General features: G+C 46.1%; 11 protein-coding genes. 4 read left to right on the top strand and 7 right to left on the bottom strand.

Features of this window, described 5'->3' with window-relative positions:
• The 3 genes from AB4Z08_RS11885 to AB4Z08_RS11875 form a co-directional block, all read left to right on the top strand.
• Positions 1-3,000, top strand: a 3,000-nt coding sequence (locus AB4Z08_RS11885) for an MBG domain-containing protein (protein ID WP_441573949.1), incomplete at its 5' end; no start/stop codon positions are given.
• A gap of 10 nt (positions 3,001-3,010) precedes the next feature.
• Positions 3,011-3,928, top strand: a complete 918-nt coding sequence (locus AB4Z08_RS11880; RefSeq protein ID WP_441573948.1) for a PorP/SprF family type IX secretion system membrane protein — start codon at positions 3,011-3,013, stop codon at positions 3,926-3,928.
• 115 nt (positions 3,929-4,043) lie between these two features.
• On the top strand, positions 4,044-4,241 hold the full coding sequence (locus AB4Z08_RS11875) for a KTSC domain-containing protein (protein WP_441573947.1): 198 nt from the start codon (positions 4,044-4,046) through the stop codon (positions 4,239-4,241).
• Positions 4,242-4,248: 7 nt separating this feature from the next.
• Here the strand turns inward: AB4Z08_RS11875 and AB4Z08_RS11870 are convergent, their stop codons facing one another.
• Both AB4Z08_RS11870 and AB4Z08_RS11865 read right to left on the bottom strand, forming a co-directional pair.
• Positions 4,249-4,839, bottom strand: a complete 591-nt coding sequence (locus tag AB4Z08_RS11870; RefSeq protein ID WP_441573946.1) for a hypothetical protein — start codon at positions 4,837-4,839, stop codon at positions 4,249-4,251.
• A gap of 40 nt (positions 4,840-4,879) precedes the next feature.
• Positions 4,880-5,731: an AraC family transcriptional regulator gene (locus AB4Z08_RS11865; RefSeq protein WP_441573945.1), complete on the bottom strand. Its 852-nt coding sequence runs from the start codon at positions 5,729-5,731 to the stop codon at positions 4,880-4,882.
• 128 nt (positions 5,732-5,859) lie between these two features.
• Here AB4Z08_RS11865 and AB4Z08_RS11860 point away from each other — a divergent pair, with 128 nt between their 5' ends.
• Positions 5,860-6,834: an NADP-dependent oxidoreductase gene (locus tag AB4Z08_RS11860; RefSeq protein WP_441573944.1), complete on the top strand. Its 975-nt coding sequence runs from the start codon at positions 5,860-5,862 to the stop codon at positions 6,832-6,834.
• A 95-nt stretch (positions 6,835-6,929) separates the two neighbouring features.
• Here AB4Z08_RS11860 and AB4Z08_RS11855 read toward each other — a convergent pair whose 3' ends face one another.
• The 5 genes from AB4Z08_RS11855 to AB4Z08_RS11835 all read right to left on the bottom strand — a co-directional run bounded on the left by AB4Z08_RS11855 (position 6,930) and on the right by AB4Z08_RS11835 (position 15,253).
• Positions 6,930-8,063: a redoxin domain-containing protein gene (locus AB4Z08_RS11855; RefSeq protein ID WP_441573943.1), complete on the bottom strand. Its 1,134-nt coding sequence runs from the start codon at positions 8,061-8,063 to the stop codon at positions 6,930-6,932.
• 17 nt (positions 8,064-8,080) lie between these two features.
• Positions 8,081-9,595 (bottom strand): RagB/SusD family nutrient uptake outer membrane protein, encoded by a 1,515-nt coding sequence (locus tag AB4Z08_RS11850; RefSeq protein WP_441573942.1) that lies wholly within the window; start codon positions 9,593-9,595, stop codon positions 8,081-8,083.
• Between the two features lie 18 nt (positions 9,596-9,613).
• Positions 9,614-13,075 carry a SusC/RagA family TonB-linked outer membrane protein gene (locus AB4Z08_RS11845; protein WP_441573941.1) on the bottom strand — a complete coding sequence of 1,154 codons (3,462 nt, stop codon included), beginning with the start codon at positions 13,073-13,075 and terminating at the stop codon, positions 9,614-9,616.
• 329 nt (positions 13,076-13,404) lie between these two features.
• On the bottom strand, positions 13,405-14,583 hold the full coding sequence (locus AB4Z08_RS11840; RefSeq protein ID WP_441573940.1) for a FecR family protein: 1,179 nt from the start codon (positions 14,581-14,583) through the stop codon (positions 13,405-13,407).
• 82 nt (positions 14,584-14,665) lie between these two features.
• On the bottom strand, positions 14,666-15,253 hold the full coding sequence (locus AB4Z08_RS11835; RefSeq protein ID WP_441573939.1) for an RNA polymerase sigma factor: 588 nt from the start codon (positions 15,251-15,253) through the stop codon (positions 14,666-14,668).
• Between the last annotated feature and the right edge of the window lie 10 nt (positions 15,254-15,263).

The raw sequence follows: 15,263 nt of genomic DNA, 5'->3' as shown, positions 1-15,263 counted from the left end.
AACGGTACTTTAACAGTTGACCAGGCGGCTCAAACAATCAGCTTCCCAGCCATCTCCGGTAAAACTTATGGTGATGCACCGGTTACGCTCAACGCCAGCAGCAATGCAGGCTTACCGGTAACATATACTGTTACTTCCGGTCCGGCGACGATTAGTGGTAACATCCTCACCATCACCGGTGCAGGCAGTGTAACAGTAACGGCTACACAGGCAGGCAACGGTAACTATACCGCTGCCACACCTGCCAGCATTACCTTCCAGGTAGCTCCGGCAATACTGACTTTAAAAATTGATGATCAGCAAATAGTATCCGGTGGCGTCATTCCAGCGTTTACTTACACCATCACTGGCTATGTTAATAATGACAACAGCCACGTAGTAAGGGGATCCATTTCGTTCAACACTACCGCTCCCAATAATACGCAGACAGGTACCTATCCGATCAAGGTATTATCTACCACATTAATAGCGGATAACTATACCCTTACTACGATCAACGGAACCTTAACAATCGGTCAGCAGGCACAAACCATCAGCTTCCCGGCCATCACCGGTAAAACATATGGCGACGCAGCCTTTGCACTCAGCGCCAGCAGCAACAGCGGGCTGGCGACTACGTATAGCGTTGTGAGCGGACCTGCGACCATCAATGGTAACATGGTAACTATTACCGGTAGCGGCAGTATCACCATTGCAGCGGACCAGGCAGGAAATGCCAACTATAAACCGGCAACAACCGCCACACAAACATTCGTTGTAAGCAAAGCCACCCTGATAGTAAAAGCAGATGACGCACAACGCATATACGGTGCCGGCAATCCAACGTTTACTTATCGCATCACTGGTTTTGTGAACAACGAAAACGCCGGTGTTATCAATGGTATACCTACACTTGGCAGCATTGCCGATAATAACAGCATACCGGGTACTTATCCTATCAACGTGGTGGCTACGGGGATGACCGCAACGAATTACCTCTTTACCACTGTCAATGGTACCTTAACAATAGGAAAAGCTACACAGACCATCAACTTCCCGGCCATTACCGGTAAAACATACGGCGATGCACCAACTACGCTGAATGCCAGCAGTGATGCCAACCTAACCGTAACCTATGCGGTAACTTCCGGCCCGGCTACAATTAGTGGCAACATCCTCACCATTACCGGTGCTGGCAGTGTAACGGTAACGGCTACACAGACTGGCAATGGCAACTACACCGCTGCGACACCTGTTAGCAACACCTTCCAGGTAACACCTGCTACGCTGACGGTGAAAGCGGATAACACACAACGCATATACGGCATCAATAATCCGGCGTTTACTTTCACCATCACTGGTTTTGTGAACAATGAAAACGCCAGCGTAGTAACGGGTATACCAACGCTCAGCAGCATCGCTGATAACAACAGCGTGCCAGGTGCTTATCCAATCACGGTGTCAACAAGCGCTTTAGTGGCGGCTAATTATATCTTCACCTCTATCAATGGAACTTTAACAGTAGGACCAGCCACACAAACAATCAGCTTCCCTGCCATCTCCAATAAAACATATGGCGACGCCGCCTTTACTGCAGGCGCCAGCAGTAATAGCAGCCTGACAGTGGTTTATAGCGTAGTAAGCGGACCTGCTAATGTCAATGGCAATACCATTACCATCACCGGCGCAGGCAATGTAACAATTGCCGCCAACCAGGCTGGCAACGGCAGCTACTCAGCAGCTGCGGAGGTAACGCAAACATTCCTGGTGAATAAAGCAGCATTGACGGTGAAAGCCAGCAACGATACCCGCACCTATTCAGGTACCGCTTACACAGGTGGTAACGGGATAGCCTATACGGGATTTGTGAATGGAGATGATGCCACGAAGTTAATTGGTAGCATTACGTATGCCGGCAGCGCACAGGGCGCCATCAATGCAGGCACTTACGTTATAACACCGGCAGGTGTCAGCAGTAATAACTATGACATTACTTATACCGATGGGCAGCTGACCATTGCAAAAGCTACTCAGCAAATTGTATTCACAGCACCGGGAGATAAAAACCAGGGAGATCCGGACTTCACATTGGTAGCTACTGCCAGCTCCGGATTACCGGTTACCTTTACCAGTGACAACACTGCAGCCATCTCCATCAATGGAAATACAGCGAAGGTGGGAACTGCCGGTACTGCGCACATCAGCGCCTCACAGGCTGGTGACAATAACTATGAGCCGGCGCAAACCGCTACACAAACAGTAGTAGTAACCGCCTGGGCAACGCCGGTCATCACCGCACTGGGAAGCACCGCATTCTGCGATGGCAACACGGTAACCTTACAATCCAGTACCGCACCTGCATACGAGTGGTACCGCAACAATGTGCTGATATCAGCTGCAGGTAGCCAAACACTGACTGCAAAAGAAAGTGGCAGTTATATGGTAAAAGCCATCTACGACAACAACGTTCGTGTCAGCTCCGCTGCAGTAAGCATAACAGTACATCCATTACCTGCAGGAAGTATACGCACACAAGGCAACACAACCATTAGTAAAGGCGAAACGGTTACCCTGATTGCTTCCGGTGGTAATAACTACGCATGGGATCCGGCAGCTGGATTGAATGATCCGCGCACAGCTACACCGGTAGCCCGTCCTGAGGTAACAACAACCTACCACGTTACTATTACTAACAATGACGGTTGTAGTGTTACAGAAGAAATTACCATCAACGTAAAAGAAGACTACAAGCTGGAGGCAACTAATATCCTGACGCCTAACGGAGATGGTAAAAACGACCTGTGGGTAGTAAAGAATATTGATATGTACCCTCAGAATGAAGTGAAAATATTTGATCGCGCAGGACGCATGGTATTCCACCAACGTGGTTATACCAACAACTGGAACGGTACTGTAAACGGTCAGCGACTGGCAGAAGGTACTTACTACTACATCATTGACCTGGGCAATAATAAACCACAATTCAAAGGATTTATCACTCTTATCAATTCAAATTACTAAGTAAACGATCATGAAAAAATATATCAGATATATCACACTGCTGGGAGCATTCGCTCTCGGCAGTCAATATGCCGGGGCACAAACTGCCGGCAATCCAACCATGATGTATGAGCCGCTCGCTGCACAATACTTTCTGGATCAGTATATGGCCAATGCAGCCATGGCTGGTATCGACACCGGTTTACATGTATACCTGGCGTATCAGCGCCAATGGTCAGATATACCCGGAGCACCGGAAGCAAAAGCCTTTACAGCGGATTATATGTTAGGCAAACGTGTAGGTATAGGAATGAATATATTCAACGATAAAGCAGGACTACTCAACAACACCAAAGTAGCATTCACCTACGCCTATCACCTGCCGCTGAGTTTGAGCGGTATCAGTGTGCTCCACTTCGGTTTATCCGCCGCATTTATCAACAGACGCCTGGATACCAAAAAGATCAATGGCGATATCACAGATAATTATATCAACGCTTTCAACAGACGGGACAATTATTTTGAAGGAGATTTCGGGATGGCTTTTACCCGCAAGGGCCTCACCTTGCAGGGATCTGTCCCTAACCTGGTGAGCTTCGTTAAAAATAAATCAACGGATGAAAGCATTGATCGTGCATTGTTTTTTGCTGCTGCCGGATATAAATTTGAAACCGGTGAGGAACTCACGTCCATTGAGCCTAAAATATGTTTGCGTGGCGTAAAAGGATATGATAATATTATAGATGCCGGTGTCAATGTAAACTTCCTGAACAATCAATTGAACGCTTTTGGCATGTATCATTCTTCCCAAAGCTTTAGCGCTGGCGTTGGGGCGAATTATAAATCCATTGCCGGTTTTCAGTTGATATACAATTCTCAGACATCCGGCTTAAGTACTTATACCAACGGTACTTTTGAAGTGAACCTGATGGTGAACCTGTTTAGATAATACCTTCCAATTAAGCCGCTCACCCTGCTTAATTGAGCTGCTCAACAGCTAAAGCCATTATGAGCCAGATAAAAAGTGATTCTCCTGCCGGTATGATAATTGAGGTCCGGCATGTATGCCGTCCTCAGTGGTTGCACATATGATTTATAATGCAGAAACACATACCCTGCGAATTATCTTTGTATCGGGCATGATATACGATTACAAGGAAGTGCCGGAGACCGTTTACCTGGCGATGAAGTCGTCAGGATCAAAAGGTATCTATCTTAATAAATATATAAAAGGGCATTACTCCTTTGAAAAAATAAAGTAGACAATATTTAATTTTCGTAGCCGATGATGTTGATAATAGTACGGTGGCCACTACGTTCAAAAAGTACTACATCATAGATCTTGTTGGTGATGACAGTATCCTTATTAATAATGGTGAGCGCTTTTACATTTTTTTGGGAACTGTCTATTGTAAACAAATGATTGGAAATACAATCGCTGTATTTTGTATCAAATCCATTACCCATAAACGTTTTTGCCAGCCACGCTGCTTTATTCAGCAGGTACCCGTTATTATTAAAAGCAGCGGAATCCGTGGTAAAAATGGCTGACCAGGAAAATTCATAACAACCACCAATATGTAGTTGCAGACTATCCTGCTCATTCAGTTTTACCAGCGCTACCTTGTCCTGGTCATTCCAGGCAAATTGGATATTTTTCTGGTAGGCGAATAATTTTTCAGAGGTGAACTTGTAAGCACTGGTATCAAATACACAGTCATCTCCTACTTTAGATACCGGCGTAACCGCTTTCACGGTGTCTGCTGCGTTTTCAGGTGTATCCTTTTTTTTATGCTGCTGTGAGATACAACCATACAGCAAGGCCAACGGCAATAAGCACTTCAGGAACAGCGTTTTCATATATGCAGAAAGGTTACTTCTTTTAAAGATACTATTTTCGTCAGGCTGCGCCTAACATGGCTTGCTTCCTGATTTCACTCATCCCCTTCTGGTAAAAACGTTTCATCATTTTATTCAGGTGACTGCTGTCTGTAAATCCCAGATCGTAGGCTATTTCCTTGAAGGGAGTATCTGTGTACAATGCTTTTGCTTCTGCCAGTTTCAGCTTGGAGCGGAGTACAAATTCCTGGTATGTTTCGTTGGCATTGCGTTTAAAGTATTCGCTGAAATAGTTGGCGGAAATGCCGAAACGCTGACAGAGGTATTGTGGTGCAATCTTATCTTCATCCAGCAGGTGATATTGAATATGCAGTAACAGGTCGGCAAAGCGGTTACTTTCGAAGCCCTGGTCACCTGGCAATACGGTAGCTACATTGCGGGCAATCTGTTCCAGTACGGCCACCATGAGTCCCTGCATAATACGGCGGGAATGCCCGTCCTGCCGTTGTTGTTCGTACATCAGCATTTCCAGTAAGCGTACCAGGTGTTGTTTGTCGTTTTCGTTACTAATGAGTTCGCCCGCCTGCCGGTTGTAGTTACCGATGATAAAGTTGAGGCGACAAAACCATTTTCCGAAGTCAATTACACAATCCTGTTCTCCGGAAAAGAAGCTTGCATTGAATTGTATAAACAAGAAAGTGGTGGTTTCGGCAATCTGGTAGGTATGACAATCAGAAGCAGGCAGCAGGAAAATGCTGCCCTTTTTATAGGCCGCGTGCGTATGTTCTACCTGTTGTCCGCCGGCGCCTTCCAGGATATATACCAGCTCAAAAAAGTTATTTCTGCGATTGCGTTTCTCCCAGTAATCCAGTGTGGTTACGGTAATACTGAATGGGTCATGTACCTTTTCCATACCGTAAATTTACATAATAAACGTGGGCTGAGAAAGTCCCATCCCATTCTGTTACTGCTGATTCCTTTTTGCGTACCCATTTAACCGCCTGCTGAGATCTAGCTTTGTACACACAAAAAGCAGCAATTATGAAAGCAATTGTCTTAGAAAGACTGGATAAAGACGCCTCCCTGGAATTATCAGAAACAGCACTTCCTGTGATAGGACCCGGGGAAGTATTAATTCAAACAAAAGCCATTGGCATTAACCCGGTAGATTATAAAACGCTGGAAGACTTCACTACTCCCGAGGGATTGCGTGCCAGTTGGGCTCCTGCACTGGATGGCATTTCGCCGCTGATACTCGGATCAGATATTGCCGGGATAGTTACCGCTGTGGGCAGCGAGGTCACCAAATTCAAGGTAGGAGATGCCGTGTTCGGCATGATAAAGATGCCGGGACATGGGCGCGTATACGCAGAGTATGTAGCCGCACCTGCTATCCATCTCGCTAAAAAACCAGACAACATCACCTTTAACGAAGCAGCGGCTGCTACACTGGCAGCGATTACTGCCTGGCAAAACGTAAACACCCATTACGTTGTAAAAAAAGGAGACCGGGTACTGGTAACGGCACCAGCCGGTGGCGTAGGACATTACGCCATACAAATGGCCAAAGAAAAAGGCGCTTATGTGATAGGACTTACCAATGCCGCCAATGCAGACTGGGTACGGCATATTGGGGCAGATGAAATCATTGACTACAACAACTTTGATTTCGAACAGGCTGATAGCCTGCAACTGAACCTGGTATTAGATTCCGGCGGCAGATACCCGGCTTCCCTGTATGAAAAACACTTCGCTCCCGGAGCCGCGCTTTTCCATCTTCCTCATCCCTTAAAACCGGCAGATATGGCCTACTATCAATCCAAAGGATTTGATGTACGCTACACCGGCGTATTTTCTGAAGAAAAAGCCATTGATGCTATTGCCTTATTACTCGAATCAGGTAAAGTGAAATCATATATCGATAGTGTATTTGCTTTTAATGAGATGAAAGCAGCACTCACCGCAATGAAACAAGGAACAACAAAAGGCAAGATAGTAGTTGAAGTTAGCAATTAGCTTTTAGCCATTAGCTGTTAGCAAAATGCAGCGAAGATCATTATATGTCAATCTCCGCTGCATTTTGCTAAAAGCTAAAAGCTAACTGCTAAACGCTACTTCAGCAATTCCTCCAGCTTCTTATCCAGTGCATCCCCACGAAGGTTCTTCGCTACTATTTTCCCATTAGGATCCAGCAGGAAGTTTTGCGGCACTGCCCTTACACCGTATAGTTTTGCCACTTCGTTTTCCCAGTATTTCAGGTCAGATACATGTGTCCAGGTGAGTTGATCGGTATGAATCGCTTTCAACCAGGCTTCCTGTCCGTTTGGCTGATCCAGGGAAACACCGAGGATAGTAAACTGTTTGTCTTTATACTTATTAAAGGCTGCTACCACATGCGGATTTTCTGCACGACAAGGACCGCACCAGCTAGCCCAGAAATCCACCAGCACATATTTACCGCGGAAATCGGACAGGCTTACGGGCTTACCCAGTGTATCATTTTGAGTAAACGCTGGTGCAGTAGCGCCGATGGCGGTTTGTTTCCAGCCATGGATGATGCCTGCTACTTCTTTACCTTTTTTACTGTCTTTTACCACAGGAGATAAAGCATTGTAAGCTGTTTCTATTTCATCCACATTATCCGGAGCAAATCCCGCAAAATTTTGGATCGCATCCAGGCTTACAAGAGATGTAGGATTTTCTTTTATGAATGCCTTGTAAATCTCGTTTTCTACTGCACGTAATGCTTTATGCTTTTCATCGACAGATTTCCTGAACGCCTCCGACTTGCGCGTTTCTTCGCTGGCGCCAAAGAATTCGTTTGTCAGCTGCTCTCTTTGTCCGCTGGTGCTTTTTAATTTTGATTGTAAGCGCTGCTGGTCATCGTTCAGGCGGGAACCTTTTACCACCGCATTATACACGGAGTCTGCGGCACTTAATGTAATGGTGCCTTTCTCCAGGTATACTACCAACAGATCTGATTTATAAGACATTATATTGGTAGGTGCAGTGTGGTGTAACAGCAGTGTAGCTTTTACCGGATCACTTATTTTACCTTTGAATTCAAACACGCCCTGTTGTAAAGCGGCAGAATCCCTGACTATTTCCCCGTCGACACGGTAAGTAAGAAACATTTTGGCAGGTGCATCCAGCGTACCTATTTTGCCTTTCAGTACAAAAGCACCTTCCTGGGCGAATAGTGTGGCAGGCAATAAAGCCAGCATAGTGATTAAAATGTGTTTCATATGGACTTGTTTTTGATTTAAAAGGGTCTTCCATCCAATGGTATATTCCACTGTGGATTAAATTTAAGGATCACGTTGGAAATAGTAAGAATAAAATCTTTAGAATCGATGATTCCCTCGTGGGATTCAGTACCGATCTTGTGTGTTATTCTTGTCTTGCTCCACGGTTTACCTGTTTCGAGGCAAAGTCTTTTCAGATCCAGGAAACGTTTGAATGAGCCCAGTGGCAGTTCCCGTCTTCTTTCGTCCAGCACCTGCTGTATTACTTCAGTTTGTGAACCAATACCCAAAGCTGGCGTACCGGTTTTATAACGATAACGGCGCAACGTATTGAGGTCTGCTATGGCGGCAGACAACTGGTTGGTGCGGGCATATCCTTCTGCACGCATGAGCAGCAGTTCCGGATAGGTAAATCCTGCTGTCATATTTGATTTGGATCCACGATAGTACTGTATCCGGTTACCATCATCATAGACTACGTTGTTATAAGTTGTTTTATATCCGGGTGCGGTTAAAAAGAAATACTTAAATCTCAGGTCATTGGCCTGGTCATACAATGCAATCACTTCATCCGAAGGATAGGAAGAAGTAGATCTGCCGGCGCTGGCATCAAGATTTCTATACAATAAATTCTCCCGGCTGTTAGCTGCCGTCAGGAAGTTATCGGGTGCTTTGATAGTACTGTTTACAAGATTAGTTGGGTCCGTCCACGAAAAGCTGTTGTAGTCATAAATCAATCTATCGGTTCCTCCTGCATTGGCAGCAGTCCAGGCGAGGTTGGCATAATACACCACGCTGTCGTATTTCTGGGTAAACAAATGGAAGTACGCCAGCAACGCCTGTGCAGCCACTTTATTGGGACGCGATGGCCAGTTGGTGACATCCGGCATATCGGGTAAAGCTGTTTGTATATCGTTCGATACTTTGGCAAAAGCCTGCTCCTGCGTGGAGAGATCCGGCAACACAGCACCTACATCGGAACTGGTTACATAAGGAATGGTTTTAGTATCGTTGGCCGTACCAGGCTTGTATACCGGGCCATACACCAGCGTAGTAATAAAGTAAGACCATGCCCTGTCTACCAGCGCCTGTGCCACCACTCTTTTTGCATACAACTGGTTTTCTGAACTGAGACTGGGAATAGCGCGTACGCCATCAATCACATTATTGAAGTAGGCCATAGAGCGGTAAGTACCCCAGTCCCAGAAATAATCCGATGTAGATGGATTTTTATATGGCTGTCTGAATACATACGCCCAGTAACGGTCTATGTTAGGATGGTTATTGGCTTTGTAGTTGATATTGCCGATGCCATCAGACAAAGACAGGTTATCTGTTAAGTAGCCGAGACTACAACCAACGTTGTTATCCACAAATGCCCACTGGGCAATGTTTGCATTGTCCAGCAGGTGATCAAAGTCCGCCACTTCCGTGGGGATGAGTTTTCCTTTAGGCTTTACATCCAGGAATTTGCTGCAGGAAGCCAGGCTCCCTGAAATGATGGTTAATAGAATAAGTATATACTGTTTCATGATCGCCACAATTAAATGTTAAAGACTGAATGATAACCCTACATAAAACTCGGGGCGCAATGGCAGGGAGCTGAATCCCTGTTCGGTGAATGCACCGGTGCCGCCGCTGAGATTCAACTCAGATGTTTCCGGATCACGATGATCGCTGTTGGCCGTAATCATAAACAGGTTCCGGGTTTGCAGGTATATCCTTGCGTTACTGAAGCCAATGTGTTTCAACAGCTGCGGGTTGATATCATAAGTTAAGGTGATATCCCTCAGTTTCATGTAACTGGCGCTTTCTATCAGGATATCTGAGTAAGGGAAATAAAACATATCCATGTTCCAGTCACTGAGTTTAGGATAGATGGTTTTCGCTTCATCGCCCGGTTGCTTCCATCTTTCAGATACATGTTTATTCAGGATATTAGATCCGCTGAAAGCATCTCTCCTTAACACATTTCCTAATTTGGCAATGAACATAAAGGACAAGTCAAAGTTTTTCACCCGGAAGGAGTTGGTCATGCTGATAGCATACTTGGGGCGCAGTGTACCACTGTAAATCAAGTCTCCTACTGACACATTTCCGCCGCCACTTTTTTCGTCTTTGGCTGTATAAAACTGTGATACGCCGTTATTGTCCAATCCTGCGTAACGATAGCTATACAAGGCATCCAGCGGGTCGCCTGCTTTTTTGATGGCACCATTGGTAATGGAAGAAGCGTACTGGTAAGTAACATTATAGGTGAGTACCTTATTGTTGTTATAACTAAAGTTGAAGAAGGTATTCCATACCAGGTTCTTTTTACGGATCACATCTGCATCCACCGATATTTCATAACCCTGGTTTCTTACTGCGCCAATGTTTTTGGTGAGAGAGCTAAAGCCGCGGGTAGGATCAATCGCATCTGCTGCCAGCAGGTCACTGCTGTTACGCAGGTAGTAGTCTGCCGTTACATTAACGCGTCTGTTCAGCAAAGAAATGTCTACGCCAAAGTTGGTGCTTTTTGTTTTTTCCCAGCGCAGGGAATTATTAGGGGGAGAAGTAATACCATAAGATATATCTCCCGTATAATTAGAGTAACTACCAGGTGTGATGATCAGGAAAGGTCCTGAGTTCAGGGAAATATTTCCGTTGATACCATAGGATGCGCGCAGATCCAGCCGGTCTATCCCGCTTACATGAAAGAACTTTTCTTCTGCCAGTTTATAGGTACCACCGGCAGACCATAAAGGTTTGTAACGGTAGCGGGGATCTGTACCAAAGAAATTGGTTTGATCCAGGCGGATACTACCGCTGAGAATAAAGCGGTTGTTGTATTCATAGGAGCCGTTTGCATACCAGGAAACGAAGCGGTTATCCTGGTAAGCATAACTGCCTATGCTGGCAGAGGGGCTGCTGGTGCCCAGTTTATCTGCATTATAGTTACCGGCATTGTAATCGGCATAGTTAAAGGTAGAAAATGTACCTGCCTGGTCGTTATAACCAAAGCGGGTAGGCAGGTTATTGTTGTCGGCGGTGTTCCGGCTGATTTCATTTCCGGCGATCGCAGAAATGCGGTGACGGGAAGCGATGACTTTGTAATAGTTCAGCTGTGTGCGGAACATATAGCTCTGGTTAAAATTGCGGCTTTCATTTACTACGGCGCCATCCGGAATATAATGTTTGGATGGATTGGCGATAGAGGTATTATCATCGTACCAAAGTCTTACCCGGTAAGCATTTTTATCGTACAGACTTCTGCCCAGGTAATCTCCGCGGCTCCAGGATCCGCCGGCTTCCGCGCTCAGTCCGTCCAGGATTTTTATGTTAACGCTACCACCTAGTCTCAGCTGTAACGTTTTGCCGGTAACGGTTTCGAGGCCCAGGTCTTCCATCGGATTATAGTAAAGTGGTTTGGTGCCGGCAATAGCCGCATAGCGATCGCGTTTTTTACCATTTTTGTAATCCATGGTTAGCGGTGCACCGGTAGCCGGATCAACTATCAGGTCATACGGTTGCAGCAGGGAGGTGTTGGTATACGCCAGCATATCCCCCCAGCCTCTTGCCGGTGCGGTGGACGTGGCGTAGTTCACGTTGGAGAACAGGCGTATCATCACGCGTTTGCCGGGGCGCCAGTCGTTCTTCATATCAAAGATCAGACGGTTATCTGAATTACGCACCGTGTTGTTTTGATTGGCAATATATTTCACGGCTGCATTCAGCATACTTTTTTCGCTGCCACCAGACAAAGAGATATTGTGTTGCTGAGTGAACTGATTCCTGAAATAATATTTCTGTATTTGTCCCTGCCCATCGTTTTTCTTCAGCACATCCAGTTGTGCATCCGCATCTTTTTCGTTTATCCATCCCTGTGATTTTGCAATCAGCAGATAGTTTACCCTAGAGGTAAAGCCGTAGTTGTTATAATCGGTCAGGTTGCCATTGGGATCCTGGTTATAGAGCTCTATTTCCGCGTCTACAAAGTCGGCCGAAGAAGCCCTGTTCAGGTACTTCAGGTCTGGCTTCAGTGTGATGCCGGTAGAGCCTTTGTACTCCACCAGCAAGGCACCTTTTCTGCCCTGACGAGTGGTCACCACAATCACACCATTGGAAGAGCGGGCGCCGTAAATAGAAGCAGCTACCGCATCTTTCAGTACAGTAATTGATTCGATGTTATCGATGTTCAGTGATTCCAGTCCGGCGGAAGTAGGATAGCCATCTACCACCAGGAGTGGTGCACTGGCAGCAGTACCCAGCATGGTAGATACACCCCGGATTTCCAGGTTCCCTTCCTTGGTGAGTACAACCCCGGTAGCTTGTCCTTCCAGGGCTGATTTAAGGTCTGGTTTTAATTTGCTGCGGAGCCGATAGGGATCGATGACTGCAAATGAGCCGGTAGCTCTTTCCCTGGAAATCATCTGGTAACCGGTATTGACTACATCGATGCCACTTAATTTGTTATTGGAGGCTTTCAGTTGTAAGCTGATCACCCCATTTTTGCCTACAACGAGCTCCTGTTTTTCGAAGCCGATATAGGTAAAAGACAACACCGCATTTTCATCTTTTACCGCTACCGTGTACTCTCCGTTGTTATTGGTCTGCGTGCCTTTGCTGGTGCCTTTTATCACCACAGAAACGCCCGCCAGCGGGATACCGTTTTCGTCTGTGATACGGCCGGTAATAACAATCTGCTGCGGCAACGCAGGGAGTTCCGGTACACGGGGGATGATTTTAGTAACGGTGATGGTTTTGTCGTCAATCGCATATTCCAGGCCCTGCCCCATCAGCGAAACATGTAATAATTCCTGGATAGTCGCATTTTTCACTTCTACGGTGACGGGTCTGGTGCTTTCCAGGGCATCGTAGTTATAAAACACGATGTACCCGGTTTGCCGGTTGATGTTAGTGAACACCGTTGACAGCGGTGTATTTCTGACGGACATGGTTACCCTTTGTGCCATGCCCCTGGCGCTGATTTGCAATACGCCAGCCATTAGTAATAAAGCAGATAACCTCATGATCCTCCAAATTTTGGTTGGCTGATTGTTTTTTTTCATTGTACCGGTATATGCCGGCATGTAAGATCTGCATTGGTGGTGATGCGTTTCTGAAGTGTTGATGCAGGGATGATTTCGCGCATAAGCGTCCCCCTCTCTGTTTTGGAACAAAGCAGTTAAAATCATACATTTGATTTCGGTGATAAAAATGAGTTTACACGAATAATTTATTGCCTGTAACCAGTGATGTTTGCCCATCACTGGTTTTTTTTAATGGCCCTGGTTTTTAGCAATGATTTCTTAATTCAAAAGTCAGTTGGTTTAGTGTGTTAAAAAATATGGTGCGCTTACTATCGTATAACGGTTATTTTCCGGCCCTCGATTTTAAATAATACCTGGGTTTTTTCTAAGATATTTAATACGCGCGACAAAGGCAGGCTGCGCTGTATACCGCCGCCAAAGTACATTTCCCGTGGAGTACCTTCATACACCACTTCTATATCATACCATCGTTCCAGCTGCCGCATGACGGTAGCGATATCTGCCCGGTCGAAGATGAAGAAACCGTTTTTCCAGGCTACTGCTGCTTGTGTATCTGCTTCTGTGACTGTGATATTATTACTCGCCGGAATACGCGCCTGCTGCCCCGGCTGCAATTTTTTCATGATGCCGTTTTTGCTTACGTTTACTGCACCCTGCAGCAGGGTGACTGCCATCACGTGTTCATTGCTATACGCCATGATGTTAAACTGTGTGCCTAGTACGGCTACTTCTGTTCCATTTACTTTCACCCGGAATGGCTTTCCGGGCAATGGTGCTACATCAAAATATCCTTCTCCCGTCAGTTCTACTTCCCTGCTGTTGCCGGCAAAAGAAGTCGGAAAATGCAGGGAGCTGGCTGCGTTCAGCCATACCTGCGTACCATCGGGTAAGGTAAGCTGGTATTGCCCACCGCGGGGCGTTGTTAACGTATTATAGGTAATGGCGGTGGTGGCGCCGGCAGCTTTGTAGAGTACCTGTCCGTTCTGTGTTTTGATGATACTGGTATTTCCCTGTTTCCCCAGGGTGTCGTTTCTGGCTTCATCCAGTGTAATCTTAGAGCCATCTCCCAGCGTAAGGATCGCTTTATTACCTCCGGGAGCAATATCATTTTTATACCGCTGTGCTACGGCAGGTATGGGAGCAACACTGGCTACCGGCTTCAATAACCAATAGCCGGCGGCAGCCAGCATAATGCCGGTAACAGCAGCAGCTACCCACCACCATCGGATGGGCTGTACCCGGTGAAGCGTTTCTGCAAAAGGCAGTGTAAGATCTGTTGCCGTAATGCTTTTCAGCAAAGTAGTGCGGGCAGCAGGATCTGCTTCCCCGTTGGCAGGCGCCTGCCACATCAGGTCTGTCAGCGCTGCCATAAACAGTTCCATATTGTCCTCATCCTTCAACAGTTGGTACAGTTCTTCCTGTTCTGCGGCTGTTTCATTACCTGAAAGACGCTGTTGCAATAAATACATTACCCTTTGCTCCTGCATGCTGATAGGGGTACATTTAACAGTATACCCATTCATAAGAATGAGCTGAGGAGATAAAGGACCTATCTGCTGAAAAAAAAATTTACTTGCTGATAAATATTAAATAAACGAGGGGGATGGTATGTCCGTAACGGTGCAGGTGTTCCCTGATAGCTTTTAAAGAAAAGACCAGCGCATTTTTTACAGAATGAGGAGAAAGATCCAGCTCAGTGGCTATTTCAGGAATCTTCATGCCCTGGTTGCGACTCATGCGGAAGATACGCCGCCGCTGCGGGGATAATAACAGTACCGCTTCTTCAATCAGTATATGCAGTTCTTTCAGGGTCAGTTGCCGTGTGGGGGTGTCCGTTTCATTATCAGCCACCATTACAGCTTCGCGTAAACGGTATTCCGTGGCTTCTTTCCGGAGATACGTATAACATTCGTTGGCAGCTACCTTATACAACCAGGCTTTAGGTTGTTCAATATCCGGGAGCTTATCGCGGCTAAGCCATACCCGTAGAAAAGTGGCCTGTATCACTTCTTTGGCGTTTTCGGGCGACTTCACCATTCTCTGGATAAATGGCTCCAACGTTTGCAGGGAGGTATTGAATAATACACCAAACGCTTCTTCATCGCCCTCCGAGATGCGTTGAAACAATGCTTTGTCAATATAGATACTATCGTGCATTATAGTTAGC

The organism is Chitinophaga sp. RAB17 (genome assembly GCF_052114225.1).
Classification (GTDB): domain Bacteria; phylum Bacteroidota; class Bacteroidia; order Chitinophagales; family Chitinophagaceae; genus Chitinophaga.
Note: the sequence above shows the minus strand (reverse complement) of the source record. Positions and strands in the feature narration are given on the sequence as shown.